General features: G+C 70.5%; 16 protein-coding genes and 1 tRNA gene. 9 read left to right on the top strand and 8 right to left on the bottom strand.

Annotated features, from left to right (window positions below):
- Positions 1–413: 413 nt before the first annotated feature.
- The 3 genes from KKZ08_RS20810 (at position 414) to KKZ08_RS20820 (ending at position 3286) form a co-directional block, all read left to right on the top strand.
- Entirely contained in the window at positions 414–1289 is an 876-nt protein-coding gene (locus tag KKZ08_RS20810; RefSeq protein ID WP_223775900.1) for a hypothetical protein, read from the top strand.
- A gap of 77 nt (positions 1290–1366) precedes the next feature.
- Positions 1367–1906: a carboxymuconolactone decarboxylase family protein gene (locus KKZ08_RS20815; protein ID WP_223775901.1), complete on the top strand. Its 540-nt coding sequence runs from the start codon at positions 1367–1369 to the stop codon at positions 1904–1906.
- Positions 1907–2011: 105 nt separating this feature from the next.
- Positions 2012–3286 carry an MFS transporter gene (locus KKZ08_RS20820; protein WP_223775902.1) on the top strand — a complete coding sequence of 425 codons (1275 nt, stop codon included), beginning with the start codon at positions 2012–2014 and terminating at the stop codon, positions 3284–3286.
- A 54-nt stretch (positions 3287–3340) separates the two neighbouring features.
- On the opposite strand, the gene KKZ08_RS20825 is transcribed toward KKZ08_RS20820, so the two are convergent.
- The 4 genes from KKZ08_RS20825 to KKZ08_RS20840 form a co-directional block, all read right to left on the bottom strand.
- Positions 3341–3607: a hypothetical protein gene (locus tag KKZ08_RS20825; RefSeq protein ID WP_223775903.1), complete on the bottom strand. Its 267-nt coding sequence runs from the start codon at positions 3605–3607 to the stop codon at positions 3341–3343.
- Positions 3608–4124: 517 nt separating this feature from the next.
- Positions 4125–4198, bottom strand: a tRNA-Pro gene (locus KKZ08_RS20830).
- Between the two features lie 50 nt (positions 4199–4248).
- Positions 4249–5001, bottom strand: a complete 753-nt coding sequence (locus tag KKZ08_RS20835; protein ID WP_223775904.1) for a Pr6Pr family membrane protein — start codon at positions 4999–5001, stop codon at positions 4249–4251.
- A gap of 89 nt (positions 5002–5090) precedes the next feature.
- Positions 5091–6023, bottom strand: a complete 933-nt coding sequence (locus tag KKZ08_RS20840) for a metallophosphoesterase (RefSeq protein WP_223775905.1) — start codon at positions 6021–6023, stop codon at positions 5091–5093.
- A gap of 117 nt (positions 6024–6140) precedes the next feature.
- Between KKZ08_RS20840 and KKZ08_RS20845 the strand changes: the two genes are divergently transcribed.
- Entirely contained in the window at positions 6141–6605 is a 465-nt protein-coding gene (locus KKZ08_RS20845) for a GatB/YqeY domain-containing protein (RefSeq protein ID WP_223775906.1), read from the top strand.
- 246 nt (positions 6606–6851) lie between these two features.
- Here KKZ08_RS20845 and KKZ08_RS20850 read toward each other — a convergent pair whose 3' ends face one another.
- Positions 6852–9137 carry a transglycosylase domain-containing protein gene (locus tag KKZ08_RS20850; protein WP_223775907.1) on the bottom strand — a complete coding sequence of 762 codons (2286 nt, stop codon included), beginning with the start codon at positions 9135–9137 and terminating at the stop codon, positions 6852–6854.
- Between the two features lie 480 nt (positions 9138–9617).
- On the opposite strand from KKZ08_RS20850, the gene KKZ08_RS20855 reads away from it, so the two are divergent.
- Positions 9618–9962 (top strand): WhiB family transcriptional regulator, encoded by a 345-nt coding sequence (locus KKZ08_RS20855; RefSeq protein WP_030782081.1) that lies wholly within the window; start codon positions 9618–9620, stop codon positions 9960–9962.
- Positions 9963–10106: 144 nt separating this feature from the next.
- Here the strand turns inward: KKZ08_RS20855 and KKZ08_RS20860 are convergent, their stop codons facing one another.
- The gene (locus tag KKZ08_RS20860) at positions 10107–11501 is read right to left on the bottom strand and encodes an ArsA family ATPase (protein ID WP_223775908.1); all 1395 of its coding nucleotides are present in this window, start codon (positions 11499–11501) and stop codon (positions 10107–10109) included.
- Positions 11498–12478: an ArsA-related P-loop ATPase gene (locus KKZ08_RS20865; protein ID WP_223775909.1), complete on the bottom strand. Its 981-nt coding sequence runs from the start codon at positions 12476–12478 to the stop codon at positions 11498–11500. The genes KKZ08_RS20860 and KKZ08_RS20865 overlap by 4 nt, the downstream gene beginning before the upstream one ends.
- 82 nt (positions 12479–12560) lie before the next feature.
- On the opposite strand from KKZ08_RS20865, the gene KKZ08_RS20870 reads away from it, so the two are divergent.
- The 4 genes from KKZ08_RS20870 to KKZ08_RS20885 all read left to right on the top strand — a co-directional run bounded on the left by KKZ08_RS20870 (position 12561) and on the right by KKZ08_RS20885 (position 15025).
- On the top strand, positions 12561–12722 hold the full coding sequence (locus KKZ08_RS20870; protein WP_003975360.1) for a DUF4177 domain-containing protein: 162 nt from the start codon (positions 12561–12563) through the stop codon (positions 12720–12722).
- Positions 12719–13189 (top strand): RidA family protein, encoded by a 471-nt coding sequence (locus tag KKZ08_RS20875; RefSeq protein ID WP_205034974.1) that lies wholly within the window; start codon positions 12719–12721, stop codon positions 13187–13189. The genes KKZ08_RS20870 and KKZ08_RS20875 overlap by 4 nt, the downstream gene beginning before the upstream one ends.
- A gap of 74 nt (positions 13190–13263) precedes the next feature.
- Positions 13264–14133, top strand: coding sequence for an NUDIX hydrolase (locus KKZ08_RS20880; protein WP_223775910.1), 870 nt, complete (start codon positions 13264–13266; stop codon positions 14131–14133).
- Between the two features lie 61 nt (positions 14134–14194).
- The gene (locus KKZ08_RS20885) at positions 14195–15025 is read left to right on the top strand and encodes an MBL fold metallo-hydrolase (protein WP_223775911.1); all 831 of its coding nucleotides are present in this window, start codon (positions 14195–14197) and stop codon (positions 15023–15025) included.
- 142 nt (positions 15026–15167) lie between these two features.
- Here KKZ08_RS20885 and KKZ08_RS20890 read toward each other — a convergent pair whose 3' ends face one another.
- Positions 15168–15842: a Crp/Fnr family transcriptional regulator gene (locus KKZ08_RS20890; RefSeq protein WP_016642758.1), complete on the bottom strand. Its 675-nt coding sequence runs from the start codon at positions 15840–15842 to the stop codon at positions 15168–15170.
- Positions 15843–16151: the final 309 nt, after the last annotated feature.

Genomic DNA, 16151 nt, shown 5'->3' on the forward strand with positions numbered 1-16151 from the left:
CCACACTGTGCGGAAACCGTGTCGCCGCGATGATTACCCCGCCCGGAAATGACCGGTAATACAAAAGCGCTCCGGACGCAGTATGCGACCAGGAGCACTTGAAGTTTCGGGAACCACAACTGCAACTGAAACGACAGTAGCACGTCATGGCGGGCGGCGTGCGCGGAATAATTCCACGCTGCCCGTTACGCCAAAAACCCTTCCCGCGAGGCTCATTAAACTCTCCCTTCGCCGACGCAGACATTGACGTACCGGAGTGCGATGTTTCGGAAGAGCGGCGGCCGAGGCCGCCCCATGCGCATCGCGACGCCTCCGCCCCGGGGGGCTTCACAGATACCCCCCGGGGGTATATGTTTCTGACGTCGCCCCGACCGGACGACCCAGAAACCGCCCCACGCCCAGGGAGAGAAGCCATGCGGAACCACTCCGGCCACGCCCAGACGGACCACGGCGCTCACAGCAGTCACGGCGGCCATGGGGGCCACAGCGGTCACGGCGCTGGAGCTCAACCCGGCGGCCTGTCGGTCTCCCAGAACGGCTACACCCTCGAACTCCCCTCGACGATCCTCACCGCCGGTGTGCAACCGGTCAGCTTCAAGGTGACCGGCCCCGACGGGCAGGCGGTGACCGAGTTCGTGGCCGAACACGAGAAGGAACTGCACTTCATAGCCGTCCGACGGGACACCGCCGGGTTCCAGCACGTGCACCCGGTGAGGGACGACAAGGGCACCTGGCACACCGAACTGGCCCTGGAACCGGGGGACTGGAGACTCTTCGCCGACATCCACCCGGCCGCCCACGACGGGACCATGACGCTGGGGATCGACGTCGCGGTCGCCGGACCGTACGACCCGCGACCGCTCCCCGAGCCCACGGGCAACGCCCGGATCGGCGAGTACACCGTCGCGCTCGACGGCGAACTCGTGCCCGGCGAGGCGAGCGAACTGACCCTCACCGTCAGCCGGAACGGCAGCCCCGTCACCGACTTGCAGCCCTACCTGGCCGCGTACGGACACCTGGTGGCGCTGCGGGTCGGCGACCTGGGCTACCTCCACGTCCACCCGGAGGGCGAACCGGGCGACGGGATCACCGCGCCGGGTCCCGAGATCGCCTTCATGGCGGTCGCACCCACCGCGGGCACCTACCGCCTCTTCCTGGACTTCCAGCACGAAGGCGTCGTACGGACCGCCGAGTTCACGGTGCGGACCGCCGCGCCCACGCCCCGCCCGCACGCCACCCCCGACCACAGCACCCACCACCAGCACGGCACCCACGCACACCACCACTGACCGCGAACGCCCCACCGCACGACCGCGCACATCCCCGTACCGGATCCCGTACCGGATGCCATACCGGAAGGAGCGTCATGCCCCGCCTGGCCCCCCTCACCCCCGACACGGCGGTCGGCACCTCGCGCGACCTCCTCGCCGACCTGGTCGCCCGCCATGGCCAGATCGGCGACATGGTCTCGACGATGGCGCACTCGCCGGCCGTACTGGGCGGCTACCTCCAGCTCAGCCGAGCCATGGGGCGAGCCAGACTCGACCGCAGGATCAGCGAACGGATCTCGATCGCCGTCCAAGCCGTCCAGGGCTGCGGACTCTGCCTCGACGCGCACGTCAGCGCCGCCCGCGCCCTGGGCGTGGACGAGGAGGAGATCGAGCGGGCCCACGAGGGCACCTCGGCCGACCCCGCGATCGCGGCGATCATCACCCTCGCCCTCCGGATCTACCGCGAGCCGACGTCGATCACCGACGACCAGGTCGGCGCGGTGCGCGAGCACGGCTACAGCGACCGCGCGATAGCCGACGTCGTCGGCGTCGTCGCCCTCAACATCCTCACCGGCGCCTTCAACCTGCTGGCCGGCCTCACCCCTGGGAGGGAGGGGAGCGAGACCGGTGCGTAGCGAAGACATCCCCGCGTGCACACGCCCCGCCTGCACACGCGGGGCACGGCCTCCACCCCGGGACCGTGCCCCGCCGCATGGATACGGATACGGAAGGAACCCGCCATGCGCCTGTTCGCCATCCGCGACTACCGCCACCTCTTCAGCGCCCAGGTCATCGCCCTGTTCGGAACGGGTTTGACCACCGTGGCCCTCGGACTGCTCGCCTACGACCTCGCCGGACCGCGCGCCGGGACGGTCCTCGGCACCGCCCTGACGATCAAGATGGTCATGTACGTACTCATAGCCCCGCTGGCTGCGGCGTACGTCGACCGGCTTCCCCGCAGAACCTTCCTGTTCGTGCTCGACGCGGTCCGCGGCGTGGTGGTCCTCGCCCTGCCGCTGGTCACCGAAATCTGGCACATCTACATCCTGATCGGCCTGCTCCAGGCCGCCTCCGCGGCGTTCACCCCGACGTTCCAGGCCGTCATCCCCGACATCGTCACCGACGAGTCCGCCTACACGCGGGCGCTGTCCGCGTCCCAGATCGCTTCCACCATGGAGAGCCTGCTCAGCCCCGTGCTGGCAGCCGTCGCCCTGACCTTCCTGAGCTTCGACCGGCTCTTCCTCGGCACCTCCGCCGGATTCCTCGTCTCCGCCCTGCTGGTCCTGTCGACACGTATCCCGGACGCCCGCCCCAGTGCCCGCACCGGCGCCTGGGACCGCGCGGCATCGGGCATCAGGACCTTCCTCAGGACCCCACGGCTGCGCGGCATCATGGCGCTCAACCTCGTGGTCGCGGCGGCGGGCTCGATCGTCGTCGTCAACACCGTCAACTACGTCCGTGACGAACTCGGCGGCTCGCAGACACACGTCGCCTGGATGCTCGCCGCCTCCGGCACGGGAACCCTCCTGGCCGCTCTCGTACTGCCCCGGGTCCTCGACCGGCTGGCCGCCCGCACCGTCATGATGACCGGCGCCGGAGTCCTCGTCGCCGCCACGACCACCGCGGCGACGCTCACCGTGGCGGGCCTCGCCACATGGACCGGTACGGCGATCATCTGGGCCGGCATCGGCATCGGCATGGCACTGATCATCACGCCGACCGGCAAGGTCCTGCGTGCCTCCGCCGGACGGAACGCGATCCCCGAGGCGTTCGCGGCCCAGTTCTCCCTCTCGCACCTGGCCTGGCTGATCACCTACCCCATAGCGGGCTGGCTCGGCACGACCGCCGGCTTCACCCTCACCTGGTCCGTCCTCGCGGCCCTCGCCGGGGCGGGAACGATCGGCGCCCTCCTCCTGTGGCCACACCACGACGGACGACGACCCCAAACCAGCGCAACAACACTCACCCACCTCACCCCGAGCAAGGCCCACCCCACCCTGACCAAGGCCGCGTGAACAGCCGCACACGGCCTCGGACACTCGGTGGGTTACCTCGCCGGCAGGTTGCCTCTACTGCCCGGGGGTGTCTTGGTCGGTGCGGTTTGAAGGCTCATCCTCATCTCGCCCTCGACGACGCTCCGCAGTTTCGCGCACCGCCTGGACAGCGCGGTGCCACGAGTTGAGGACGTCAGGTAGTTGATCCAGCATGCCTTTGATGGTGATCAGCGTCGCGGTGATCACACTGGAGATCGTCAGGATGACGAGGATCAAGCTGTCGCCCAAGGCTCCGGCCTCTCTGAGAGCGGTCGGAGCTCCCAGCGGGAGCAGCCCGACCATTTCTGGGATGGTCGAACTGGCTTCCCGCCGGCACAAGATGCAGTTCGGGGCTACGGCCCCACGTCGGGTACTGCGGTTACTGCTGAGGGGTGGCTCTCAAAGAGCCGGCAGGGCCCAACAGGGAGTGGTGCCGGCCACTGCTCCTGCAGGCGTCTGCTCTTCCTGGCACCCCAGCGCGAAGCCGGGCCGCCCAGGGAGCGGACAGGTGCCCCCGGAGGCGCACCTGAGATTGCCGCGAAGCTACCGCAGGTCACTGATGCCTCAACGGCCTTTCGCCGTTTCGGCCCACGAGCACGAGGTTTGTGGCATCCTCCGGCGTCGTCGAGCGCTCTTTGCCGAGCGTCGGTGGCCCTACGACGGCCCGCCGACGCTCGGGCTGCTCGTCGCCTGCCCGGGGCCGCCCCTGGCCTTGGCGTCTGCTGACCAACCCGGCGGGCCCCTGCCACGGGTGGTTGCGCACACGAAAGAGGTCCCCGACCTACTCACGTGAGTAGGTCGGGGACCTGTGTTTCAGCTGTCGGGGTGGCGGGATTTGAACCCACGACCTCTTCGTCCCGAACGAAGCGCGCTGCCAAGCTGCGCTACACCCCGATGTCGTTGCTCCACCGCCCCGCATTGCTGCAGGCCCGTGGCGACATCGATTACTTTAGCGGACCGGCGGCCTGAGACGAAATCCGGTTTTCGGGGCCCCGGGGTTCGGGGCGGACGCGGTCCAGGGTGATGGTCAGGAGAGCCAGGGCGTAGAAGGCCGCGCCGAGGGTGAGCGCGTTGGTCAGGACGCCCGCGTAGCCGTGGGCGTCGACGTCCAGGAACGGGTACGGATAGCGGGCCGGGGAGGTCGGCGGCATGAGGGCGCCGCGGGTGAGGGCGAAGGTCAGGTAGGTGACGGGGTAGAGCAGCCAGAGGGCCGCGTGGCGGGGGCGCAGGCCGCCCGGCCTGGTGAGCAGCAGCCAGTCGAGGGCCACCCCGATCGGCGTCACGGTGTGCAGGAGCTGGTTGGCGTACGAATGCCAGCCGGCCATGGACGCCGCGTCCCCTGCCATGGAGAAGCCGCCGGGGCCGTTCGCCAGGACCAGGTGGTAGACGAGGCCCGTCGTCGCGATGAACAGGAGCGTGCCGCCGGTCACCCATGGCGGCAGCGGGCGGTGGCCTCGCCAGGCCCGCCGCGCGGAGAGGCCGAGGACCACCGCCACCAGCAGGTTGCTCTGGACGGTGAAGTAGCTGAGGACGCGGAGCGGGCTGCCGGTGACCAGGTCGATCGTGACTCCGGTCACCGCGGCGAGGGCGATCAGCGCGCGCAGGGTGGCCACGACGGGACGGCGTACGCGTGGCACGACCGCCTCCGCCGGGACCCCTGAGGCGCTGGATATGCCTGAGGTCGTCGGATCGATCATGTTCTCCACGGTAGGGCCACCGACGTGAGCAGCGTCGCCGTCACCAGCCGCGGGCTCCAGTCTCGCCACCACCTGACCCCGGCCCAGCCCTACGACACCCGCCGCTCCACCAACGTGAGCAGCGTCGCCTCCGGCGGGCACGCGAACCGCATCGGCGTGTAGCGGTTCGCCCCGCAGCCCGCCGAGACGTGCATGAACGACGTCTTGCCCTCGGCCCGGTGCCTGGAGAGGCCCTTCACGCGGTCCGTGTCCAGGTCGCAGTTGGTGACAAGGGCTCCGTAGAAGGGGATGCACACCTGCCCGCCATGCGTGTGGCCGGCCAGGATCAGCGGGTAGCCGTCCGCCGTGAACGCGTCCAGGGAGCGCAGGTACGGCGCGTGCACGATGCCCATCGAGAAGTCGGCGCCGGAGTCCGGGCCGCCCGCCACGCGCGCGTACCGGTCGCGTTTGATGTGCGGGTCGTCCACTCCCGTGAGCCCGATCTCGTAGCCGTCGATCTTCAGCGAGCCCCGCGTGTTCGTGAGGTTCACCCAGCCCGCGGCGTCGAAGCCGTCACGCAGGTCCTCCCACGGGTTGTGGATGACGCCGACCGCGGGGGCGTTGCCGTTCAGGCCGTGCTTGCCCTGGACCTTCTCGACCAGGTAGCGGGCGGGGTTGCGCGGCTTCGGCCCGTAGTAGTCGTTCGAACCGAAGACGTACGCCCCGGGGAACCCCATCAGCGGGCCGAGCGCGTCCAGCGTCTCCGGTACGCCCTCGGGGTCGGAGAGGTTGTCGCCCGTGTTGATCACGAAGTCGGGGCGCAGCCCCGCGAGCGACTGCAGCCACCGCTGCTTCTTGCGCTGACCGGACACCATGTGGATGTCGGAGACCTGGAGGACCCGCAGGGGGCGCATCCCCGGCGGCAGCACGGGCACCGTGACCCGCCTCAGCCGGAAGGAACGGGCCTCGAAGCCCACCGAGTAGGCGAGGCCGGCCGCGGCCGTCGCCGTGATGCCCAGGGGTACTGCGTATCGCGCGCGCATCCTCCCATCGTCTCAGACGCCGCCCGGCCCGGAACGGGAGGGCGGCCACGGGCAACCGGCCCGCACCCGGGGGAAATCGGCGGGCGGAAAACCGTCCGCACCTGCCACAATCAACCCATGACCACGCTCAAGTCGAAGCTTCAGGAAGACCTCACGGCCGCGATCCGGGGGCGTGACGAGCTGCGCTCCTCGACGCTCCGGCTGACCCTCACCGCCATCACGAAGGAGGAGGTCGCGGGCACGCAGGCACGCGAACTCTCCGACGAGGACGTGCAGAAGGTGATCGCCCGTGAGGCGAAGAAGCGCCGTGAGGCCGCCGAGGCCTTCGGACAGGCCGGGCGCACCGAGCAGGCCGAGCGGGAGAAGGCGGAGGGCGAGATCCTCGCCGAGTACCTGCCGAAGCAGCTCTCCGACGACGAGCTCCAGGCGATCGTCGCCCAGGCCGTCGAGGAGGCCAGGGCCGCCGGCGCCGAGGGGCCGCGCGCCATGGGCCAGGTCATGAAGATCGTGAACCCGAAGGTCGCGGGCCTGGCCGAGGGCGGCCGCGTCGCCGCCACGGTCAAGAGGCACCTCGCGGGCTGAGAGCGGGCACGCCCCGCCGTCCCGCACACCGCCACACGCAACCGCCACCCGCTACCGCCACGCGCGAATGAGGGCGCCCCCCGCAGCCGGGGGGCGCCCTCATCGCCGTATCTACGCGGATACGCGGATACGCGGATACGCGGATACGCGGATACGCGGATACGCGGGTACGCGGCCACGCGGGAGCCATGCCTACGTAGAAGCCATGCCTACGCGGAAGTCACACCCCCGCCGCCGCGGCCCCGCCTACCGACGCCAGCCCCCGCCGATCCCACCGATCCCGCCGCCATTGCCATGCCCACCGCCGTTGCCGCCGCCGTTGCCGCCCCCGTTCCCGGCACCGCCCAGCATGTCCGGCGGAATGGAGATCCCCGGCCACGGATTGCCGCCGCCGCCGGCACCACCGTCGTGGTCACCGCCACCACCGCCCGGCTTGTTGTCACGGTGGTTGCCGCCGCCGTCCCTGCCCTTGCCCCCGCCAGGGATATGCACGGAGTTGAAGCCGGGCGCCGGCTTGCCCGCCAGCGCGCCGCTCATCGCGTCGCGCCAGATCGGACCCGGCACCTCGCCACCGAAGACCTTGTCGTACGGGACGCCGCCGATGGTGATCCTGACCATCTGCCGCTTGTGCTGCGGGTCGCCGACCCAGACCGCGCCCGACATGTTCGGGGTGTAGCCCACGAACCAGGCGGCGTACCGGTAGTCGGTCGTACCCGTCTTGCCCGCGCTCGGCCGCGAGCCGAGGCCGGCCTGCTTGCCCGTGCCGTCCTCGACCACGCCCCGCAGCAGGGTGTTCATCGTGTCCGCGGTCTTCTCCGACATCGCCCGCGAGCACGTCGACTTCGGCACCTGCAACGACTTGCCGCCGAGCGTCGTGATCGACTCGATGGCGATCGGCGAGCAGTACGTGCCGCGCGAGGCGAAAGTGGCGTACGCCGACGCCATCGTCAGCGGCGACATCTCCTGCGTACCCAGCGCGATCGACGGCGCCTGCGCCAGCTTCCCGCCGTCGGCCCGCTCGACGCCCATCTTGGCGGCCAGCTTCGTCACCGGGCAGATGCCGACGTCGCCGATCAGCTGCACGTAGTAGGTGTTGACCGACTTGGCGGTCGCTTCCTTCATGCCGTACGGGCCGACCTCGGACTCGTTCTCGTTGGTGAGCTTCTCGTTGTTGACGTTCACCCAGTCCTTGCCGCCACAGGTGGAGACCCGCTGCGGATACGGCATCTCGTACGGGGACGAGTAGCTCTGGCTCGGCGACTTGCCGCCCTCCAGGGCCGCCGCCGCGACGATCGGCTTGAACGTCGAGCCCGGCTGGTAGCCCGCCCCGCCGCCCATGTCGTCGTCCACGGAGAGGTTGATCGTGGTCTCGTTCTTCTGGAAGCCGTAGGGCCGCGACTGCCCCATGCCGAGGATCTTGCCCGTGCCCGGCTCGACGATGGTGGCGGCGGTCGCCACCTCGTCGCCCTTGTTCACGTGGTCCTTGATCGACGCCTGCACCGATTCCTGCGTCTGCGGGTCGAGCGTCGTACGGATCTTCAGGCCGCCGCGGTTCCAGATCTTGGCCCGCTGCTCCTTCGTCTTGCCGAAGACCGGGTCGTTGAGGAAGACCTCGCGTACGTAGTCGCAGAAGAAGCCGGCGCCGCTGACCGCGGTGATGCAGCCGTTCTTGGGGCGGCTCACCTTCAGACCCAGGTCCGTCTTCTTGGCCTTGTCGGCGTCCTGCTGCGAGATGTCGTGCGTGTCGGCCATGCGCTGCAGCACCACGTTGCGCCGCTGGGTGGCCTCCGTCGCGTCGTTGACCGGGTCGTACCGGCTGGGCGACTGCACGATGCCGGCGAGGAGCGCGGCCTCCTGGAGCTCGAGGTCCTTGGCGGGTTTGGAGAAGTAGCGCTGGGACGCGGCCTCGACGCCGTACGCCTGCTGACCGAAGTAGGTGATGTTCAGGTAGTTCTTGAGGATGCGCTTCTTGCCGAGCTTGTCCTCGACCTGGATCGCGTACTTCAGTTCGCGGATCTTGCGGCCCAGCGTCTGCTGCGTGGCCTCGGCGACCTTCGTCGGGTCGTCGCCCGCCTCCTCGACGAAGACGTTCTTCACGTACTGCTGGGTGAGCGTGGACGCGCCCTGTGAGACGCCGCCGCTCTGCGCGTTCTGGTTCAGGGCGCGCAGGATGCCCTTGAGGTCGACCGCGCCGTGCTCGTAGAAGCGGGCGTCCTCGATCGCGACGATCGCCTTCTGCATGTACGGCGAGATGTCCTTCAGGGGCACCACCGTGCGGTCACGCGAGTAGACCGTGGCGATGTGGCCGCCCTTGCTGTCCAGGATGCTGGTGCGCTGGCTCAGCGGCGGTTGCTTGAGATTGGAGGGGATCTCGTCGAACCCCTCGACCGAACCCTTGGCCGCCAGACCCAGCGCGCCGGCCGCGGGCAGGGCGATCCCGGCCAGCACCGCACCCGCCAGCACGCTGACACCGAGGAACTTCGCGGCCTGTTGAGTAGGTGACAGACCACCGCCGGAGCGCTTCTTTCCCATGGGGGCACCCTAATCCGTAGTCAAGGGCGTTCCGAGGGACCGAGTGATCATCGGAATGTTCGAGTGCAGGATCGTGACATCCGGGGCCACCCGAAGCGGTCGCGCCGGCGTTCCGAATCGCCGGACAGGCCTCAATGCCTTGGCCTAAGCTGCTGCCAACTGTCACAGCAGTGCGGTGCGGCGACAAGCCCTCCGTCACTCCAGGACCGCATGGATTTATGTCCGGCCTCGCCGCATATGGCGCCGGATGTCCGTTGTGGCGCAACGGAACTGCCCCGCTTTGCCGGGTATCTCACATATGTCGCCAGCTCACTCCGTCGGGTGATCTGCCGCTTACGCATAGTCCGTTCGGGCCATTCAAGATTGGGCCCGAAGGGGGTGTTGCGCTGTGCCCACCTTCCGTAACGTCCTCAACTGGCGGCGGTGAATATGCCGCTGCCGCCGTGGGGGAGCCTCGATTCGGGAGAGGACGGCGCCGGTATGGGCTGGGTAACCGACTGGAGTGCGCAGGCGGCCTGCCGCACTACCGATCCAGATGAACTGTTCGTTCAAGGAGCAGCGCAGAACAGGGCCAAGGCGGTGTGCACCGGATGCCCGGTGCGGACCGAGTGCCTGGCCGACGCGCTCGACAACCGCGTCGAGTTCGGCGTGTGGGGTGGCATGACGGAGCGTGAGCGCCGCGCACTGCTGCGCAGGCGTCCCACCGTCACCTCATGGCGCAGGCTCCTGGAGACAGCGCGCTCCGAGTACGAGCGCGGTGCGGGCCTGCTGCCCGTGGACTTGGAGGACGAGGAGACGTACGAGAGCTACGCCGCGGTGGGGTGACGCCCCGGCCGCTCGCGCAGCGCCCCGGTACGCCCGCGTGGTTCGGCAGACAGCCCCGCGTGGTGCACGGTCCGCTCGCATAACGCGGCCGCCACGCATGGCACGGTCCGCTCGCATCACACGACCGCTCACATGGCGCGGCGGTCAGCCTGCCAGCCGGTCCCCGATGGCCCGGAGTCCCGCGAGGTCGTGCACATCGCCCGGCAGCGCGGCCACTTCCGCCACCGCCACCTCGGGGTGGAGCGCGGTGAAGCGGTCACGCGTGCGCTGTTCGCGCGCCAGCAACTGCATGCGTTCGGCGTGCAGGCGCAGCAGTCCGGCGGTCAGTCGCTCGACAGAGGCGTCGGACGGGCCGGACGGACCGGAAGGGCCGGGTGGTTCGGACGGCTGGGGCGGCTGAGCTGGTTCGGACCGGGATGGTGCGGACGGGGACTCGTGGGGAGCCTCGGCGGGCGCCTGGTTCTCGGGAGTCGCGGGAATCTCCGAAGTCGCCGGATTATCAGAGGAGTTACGCACTCCAACCTTCCCGTCCCCCTGATCCACAATGCGGCTCTCTTCAAGATTTTCCGCGGCGGCGAGCGCCCGCTCGGCCGACAGCTGCGCGGCACCGCTGCCGTGCACACGGTTCAGCACCAGACCGGCCAGCGGCATGTCGTCGGCCGCCAGGCGCTCCACGAAGTACGCGGCCTCCCGCAGCGCGTCCCGCTCCGGCGAGGCCACCACGATGAACGCCGTGCCCGGCGCCTGCAACAGCCGGTACGTGGCGTCCGCCCGCGTGCGGAACCCGCCGAACATGGTGTCCATCGCCGCCACGAACGTCTGCACGTCACGCAGCAGCGGCCCGCCGAGCAGCTTGCCCAGCGCCCCCGTCATCATCGACATGCCGACGTTCAGGAACTTCATCCCGGCCCGGCCGCCCACCTTCGCCGGCGCCATGAGCAGCCGGATCAGCTTGCCGTCCAGGAAGGACCCGAGACGCTTGGGCGCGTCCAGGAAGTCCAGGGCCGAGCGCGAGGGCGGCGTGTCGACGACGATCAGGTCCCACTCGTCCCGCGACCGCAGCTGCCCCAGCTTCTCCATCGCCATGTACTCCTGCGTGCCGGCGAAGCCCGCCGAGAGCGACTGGTAGAAGGGGTTGGCGAGGATCGCGGCGGCCCGCTCCCTGTCCGCGTGCGCCTCGACGATCTCGTCGAACGTCCGCTTCATGTCGAGCATCATGGCGTGCAGTTCGCCGTCGCCCTCGATGTCCTTGACCCGCCGCGGCACGTTGTCGAGCCGGTCGATGCCCATGGACTGCGCGAGCCTGCGCGCCGGGTCGATGGTGAGTACGACGACCTTGCGGCCCCGCTCGGCCGCGCGCAGGCCTATGGCGGCCGCCGTGGTCGTCTTGCCGACGCCTCCCGAGCCGCAGCACACCACGATCCGGGTCTTCGGGTCGTCGATCAGGGCGTCGACGTCCAGGGCGCGGGCGGGGTCGAGGGGCCGGGCGGGGCCCGAGGCGCCCGCCGGGTCCGAGGTCCGTGCCGGTTCCGGGGTCATGCGATCCCTTGCTTCCGCAGTGCCGTGGCGAGCTCGTACAGGCCCGCGAGGTCCATCCCGCCCGCCAGCAGCGGGAGTTCGTGCAGCGGCTGGCCGAACTCGGTCAGCACGTTCCGCTGGTCGCGCTCCAGGGCGTACCGCTCGGCGTACTCCGCGGCCTGCTCCAGGAGCGGGTCGACCAGCCGCTCGGCGTTGCCGCCCCGCCGGGCCCCGCCGAGCCCCGCGGCGGAGAGCGACCTGGCGATGGCCGTACGAGGCGCCTGCTCCAGGCCCAGCTCCAGCTCGGCCTCGTCGAGCAGGGCGGACCGCACCATGTTCACGATGACCCGGCCCACCGGCAGCCGCGCGGCCCGCAGCTCGGCGATGCCGTCCGCGGTCTCCTGGACAGGCATCTCCTCCAGCAGGGTGACCAAGTGCACGGCCGTCTCAGGTGACTTGAGGACCCGCATCACGGCCTGCGCCTGGTTGTGTATGGGCCCGATCTTCGCGAGCCCGGCGACCTCGTCGTTGACGTTCAGGAAGCGGGTGATGCGCCCGGTCGGCGGGGCGTCCATGACGACGCAGTCGTACGCGTACCGCCCGCTCTTGTCCTTCCTGCGCACCGCCTCGCAGGCCTTGCCGGTCAGCAGGACGTCCCGCAGACCCGGCGCGATGGTGGTCGCGAAGTCGATGGCGCCGAGCTTCTTCAGGGCGCGTCCCGCACCCCCCAGTTTGTAGAACATCTGGAGGTAGTCGAGCAGCGCCAGCTCGGGGTCGATGGCGAGGGCGTACACCTCCCCGCCCCCGGGAGCGACGGCGATCTTCCGCTCCTCATAAGGCAGCGCCTCCGTCTCGAAGAGCTGCGCGATGCCCTGTCTGCCCTCGACCTCGACGAGAAGGGTGCGTTTCCCCTCCGTCGCGAGGGCGAGCGCGAGGGCCGCGGCCACCGTGGTCTTGCCGGTACCGCCCTTGCCACTGACGACCTGGAGCCTGCTCACACTCGTGAGCCTAACCAGTCGGCGCCGGGCCTACGCAGGAGCCCACCGTGAGCATCCTCTCGTACCGACTACAGTCGGCCACATGACCAAGTGGGAATACGCAACCGTGCCTCTGCTCGTCCATGCCACGAAGCAGATTCTGGACACCTGGGGCGAGGACGGCTGGGAGCTGGTCCAGGTCGTGCCCGGGCCGAACAACCCCGAGCAGCTCGTGGCCTACCTGAAGCGGGAGAAGCAGGCGTGAGCGGGGCCGTCGAGGCGCGCCTCGCCGAGCTCGGCCTGACGCTGCCCGCCGTCGTGCCGCCGCTGGCCTCGTACCAGCCGGCCGTCCAGTCCGGCGTGTACGTCTACACCGCGGGGCAGCTCCCGATGGTGGACGGCAAGCTCGCCGTGACCGGGAAGGTCGGCGCCGAGGTCACCCCGGAGGAGGCCAAGGACCTGGCCCGTACCTGCGCGCTGAACGGCCTGGCCGCGGTGAAGTCCGTCGCCGGTGACCTCGACCGCATCGCGCGCGTCGTGAAGGTCGTCGGCTTCGTGGCCTCCGCCCAGGACTTCACGGGCCAGCCCGGCGTGATCAACGGCGCGAGCGAGCTGCTCGGCGAGGTCCTCGGCGACAAGGGCGTGCACGCCCGCAGCGCCGTGGGTGTCGCCGTGCTGCCGCTGGACGCGCCGGTCGAGGTCGAGTTCCAGGTGGAACTGACCGAGGCGTGAGCCCGGCCGGGCCCCCACGGGGCGCCCGATTGCCGCCTCTCGAACATCAGCCCACCAGGGGATAGCCTCCGCCCATGGCAAATGGGCAGTGGTACCCCCCGGAGTGGCCCGACCGCATCCGCGCCCTCGCGAGCGGCGAGCTGACTCCGGCGACCCCGCGCCGCGCCGCCACCGTCATGCTGCTCAGGGACGGTGGCAGCGGCCCGGAAGTTCACATGCTGCGCAGACGCGCCTCCATGGCCTTCGCCGGAGGCGCGTACGCGTATCCGGGCGGCGGCGTCGACCCGCGCGACGACGACCACCTGGTGCGCTGGGCGGGGCCCACGCGCGCGTGGTGGGCCGCCAGGCTGGGCGTCGACGACGAGGCCGCGGCCCAGGCGATCGTCTGCGCCGCGGTCCGCGAGACGTACGAGGAGGCGGGCGTGCTGCTCGCCGGGCCCACTCCGGAGACCGTCGTCGGCGACACCACGGGCGAGGACTGGGAGGCGGACCGCGAGGCCCTGGTGGCCCGTGACGTCTCCTTCGCGGACTTCCTGGACCGCAGGGGGCTGTTCCTGCGCAGCGACCTGCTCGCGGCCTGGGCGCGCTGGATCACCCCGGAGTTCGAACCCAAGCGCTACGACACGTTCTTCTTCGTGGCGGCGCTTCCGGCGGGGCAGCGCACGCGCAACGCCTCTACGGAGGCGGACCGGACCGTGTGGATCCGCCCGGCGGAGGCCGCCGCCCGCTACGACGAGGGTGAGCTGCTGATGATGCCGCCGACCATCGCGACGCTGCGGGCGCTGAGCGCCTACGGGTCGCCTTCCGAGGCGCTCGGCGCGGCCGGGGCCCAGGCCATGGCTCCGGTGCTCGCTCAGGCGCGGCTGGAGGGCGGCGAGCTGGTCCTTTCCTGGCCCGGCCACGGCGAGTTCACCAAGCGGATCGCCCCGGACGGCGCGAGGTGACCCCGGGCCGCGCCCGTACGCATCCCACGCACACCCCGACCCCGACGGGAGTCACCCCCGCATGACAGAAGCCGCCGCCCTCCCGGGACAGCCCCGTGGGGGAGTACTCAGCGGTCCCGCGACCGCCCGCGCGGTCAACGTCCTGGCGCCCAACCCCTCCGCCATGACGCTGGACGGCACCAACACCTGGATCGTCTCGGAGCCGGACTCGCCCCTCGCGGTGGTCGTCGACCCGGGCCCGCTCGACGACGCCCATCTGAGCCGCGTCATCGAGACGGCCGCGAAGGCGGGCAAGCGCGTGGCCCTGACCCTGCTGACCCACGGCCACCCCGACCACGCGGAGGGCGCCGCCCGTTTCGCCGAGCTGACCCGCACTCACGTACGCGCCCTCGACCCCGCCCTGCGGCTGGGCGAGGAGGGCCTCGCGGCCGGCGACGTGATCACCACGGGCGGCCTTGAGCTGCGCGTGGTGGCCACCCCCGGCCACACCGCGGACTCGCTCTGCTTCCATCTCCCGGCCGACCGGGCCGTCCTGACGGGCGACACCATCCTCGGCCGCGGTACGACGATGGTGGCGCACCCTGACGGCCGCCTGGGCGACTATCTGGACTCCCTGCGCCGCCTGCGGTCGCTGGCGGTCGACGACGGCGTCCACACGGTTCTGCCGGGCCATGGGCCGGTCCTGGAGGACGCCCAGGGAGCCGTCGAGTTCTACCTGGCCCACCGGGCCAACCGCCTGGCCCAGGTCGAGACGGCCGTGGAGAACGGTCATACGGAGGCCGCGGACGTCGTCGCGCATGTGTACGCGGACGTGGACCGCTCCTTGTGGCCGGCCGCGGAACTGTCGGTCAGGGCGCAGCTGGACTACCTGCGCGAGCACGGCCTGATCTGACCGGCCCGATCTGACCGGCCCGAACTGACCAGCCCGATCTGACCGGGGCGCGGGCCGCGGTGCCCGGTCCCGGCGGCCGGGCGGGGAACGCGACGGGCCCCGCCTCCGAAGAGGCGGGGCCCGTCGACGTACGGAGTCGGCGTCAGCGCGACCGCTTGGCGAGGCGCTCGACGTCCAGCAGGATCACCGCGCGCGCCTCCAGGCGCAGCCAGCCGCGGCCCGCGAAGTCCGCCAGGGCCTTGTTGACCGTCTCGCGGGAGGCGCCGACCAGCTGGGCGAGCTCTTCCTGCGTGAGGTCGTGCACGACGTGGATGCCCTCCTCGGACTGCACGCCGAAGCGGCGCGACAGGTCGAGCAGCGCGCGGGCCACGCGGCCCGGCACGTCGGAGAAGACCAGGTCGGACATCTGGTCGTTGGTCTTGCGAAGGCGCCGGGCGACGGCGCGCAGCAGCGCGGCGGCCACCTCGGGCCGGGCGTTCAGCCAGGGCTGGAGGTCGCCGTGGCCGAGGCCGAGCAGCTTCACCTCGGTGAGGGCGGAGGCCGTGGCCGTCCGCGGGCCGGGGTCGAAGAGCGACAGCTCACCGATCAGCTCACCGGGGCCGAGCACCGCGAGCATGTTCTCCCGGCCGTCGGGCGAGGTGCGGTGGAGCTTCACCTTGCCCTCGGTGACCACATACAGGCGGTCTCCGGGGTCGCCCTCATGGAAAAGCGCATCCCCGCGTGCGAGCGTCACCTCACTCATGGAGGCGCGGAGCTCCGCGGCCTGCTCGTCATCGAGCGCCGCGAAGAGCGGGGCGCGCCGCAGAACGTCGTCCACGAGTTCTCTCCTTGTCGACCTGCATCAGGGGACCGTGTTCCCCATTTTGCCGGACGGTCCAAACAGTGTGATCAGTCACAAGTCTGCCGCACCGGCGCGGCGTGCTGTGGGGGAGGGGGCCAATTGGGGGCCGATCTCCGGGGTCAGGGTCGGATGTCAGTGGGGGGCTCTAGGCTGGCCGGGTGTCCAAAAAGCCGGTGAGAGCACAGGCCGAGGGGGCCGAGAAGGTGGCCGCACCCCGCGATTCCGCTGTGGGCGAACAGCCGTCCGGAGAGTCGGACAATCCGACAATTCGGGCGGGTGTGGTGC

Origin of the sequence: Streptomyces sp. 135 (assembly GCF_020026305.1) — a bacterium.
Classification (GTDB): domain Bacteria; phylum Actinomycetota; class Actinomycetes; order Streptomycetales; family Streptomycetaceae; genus Streptomyces.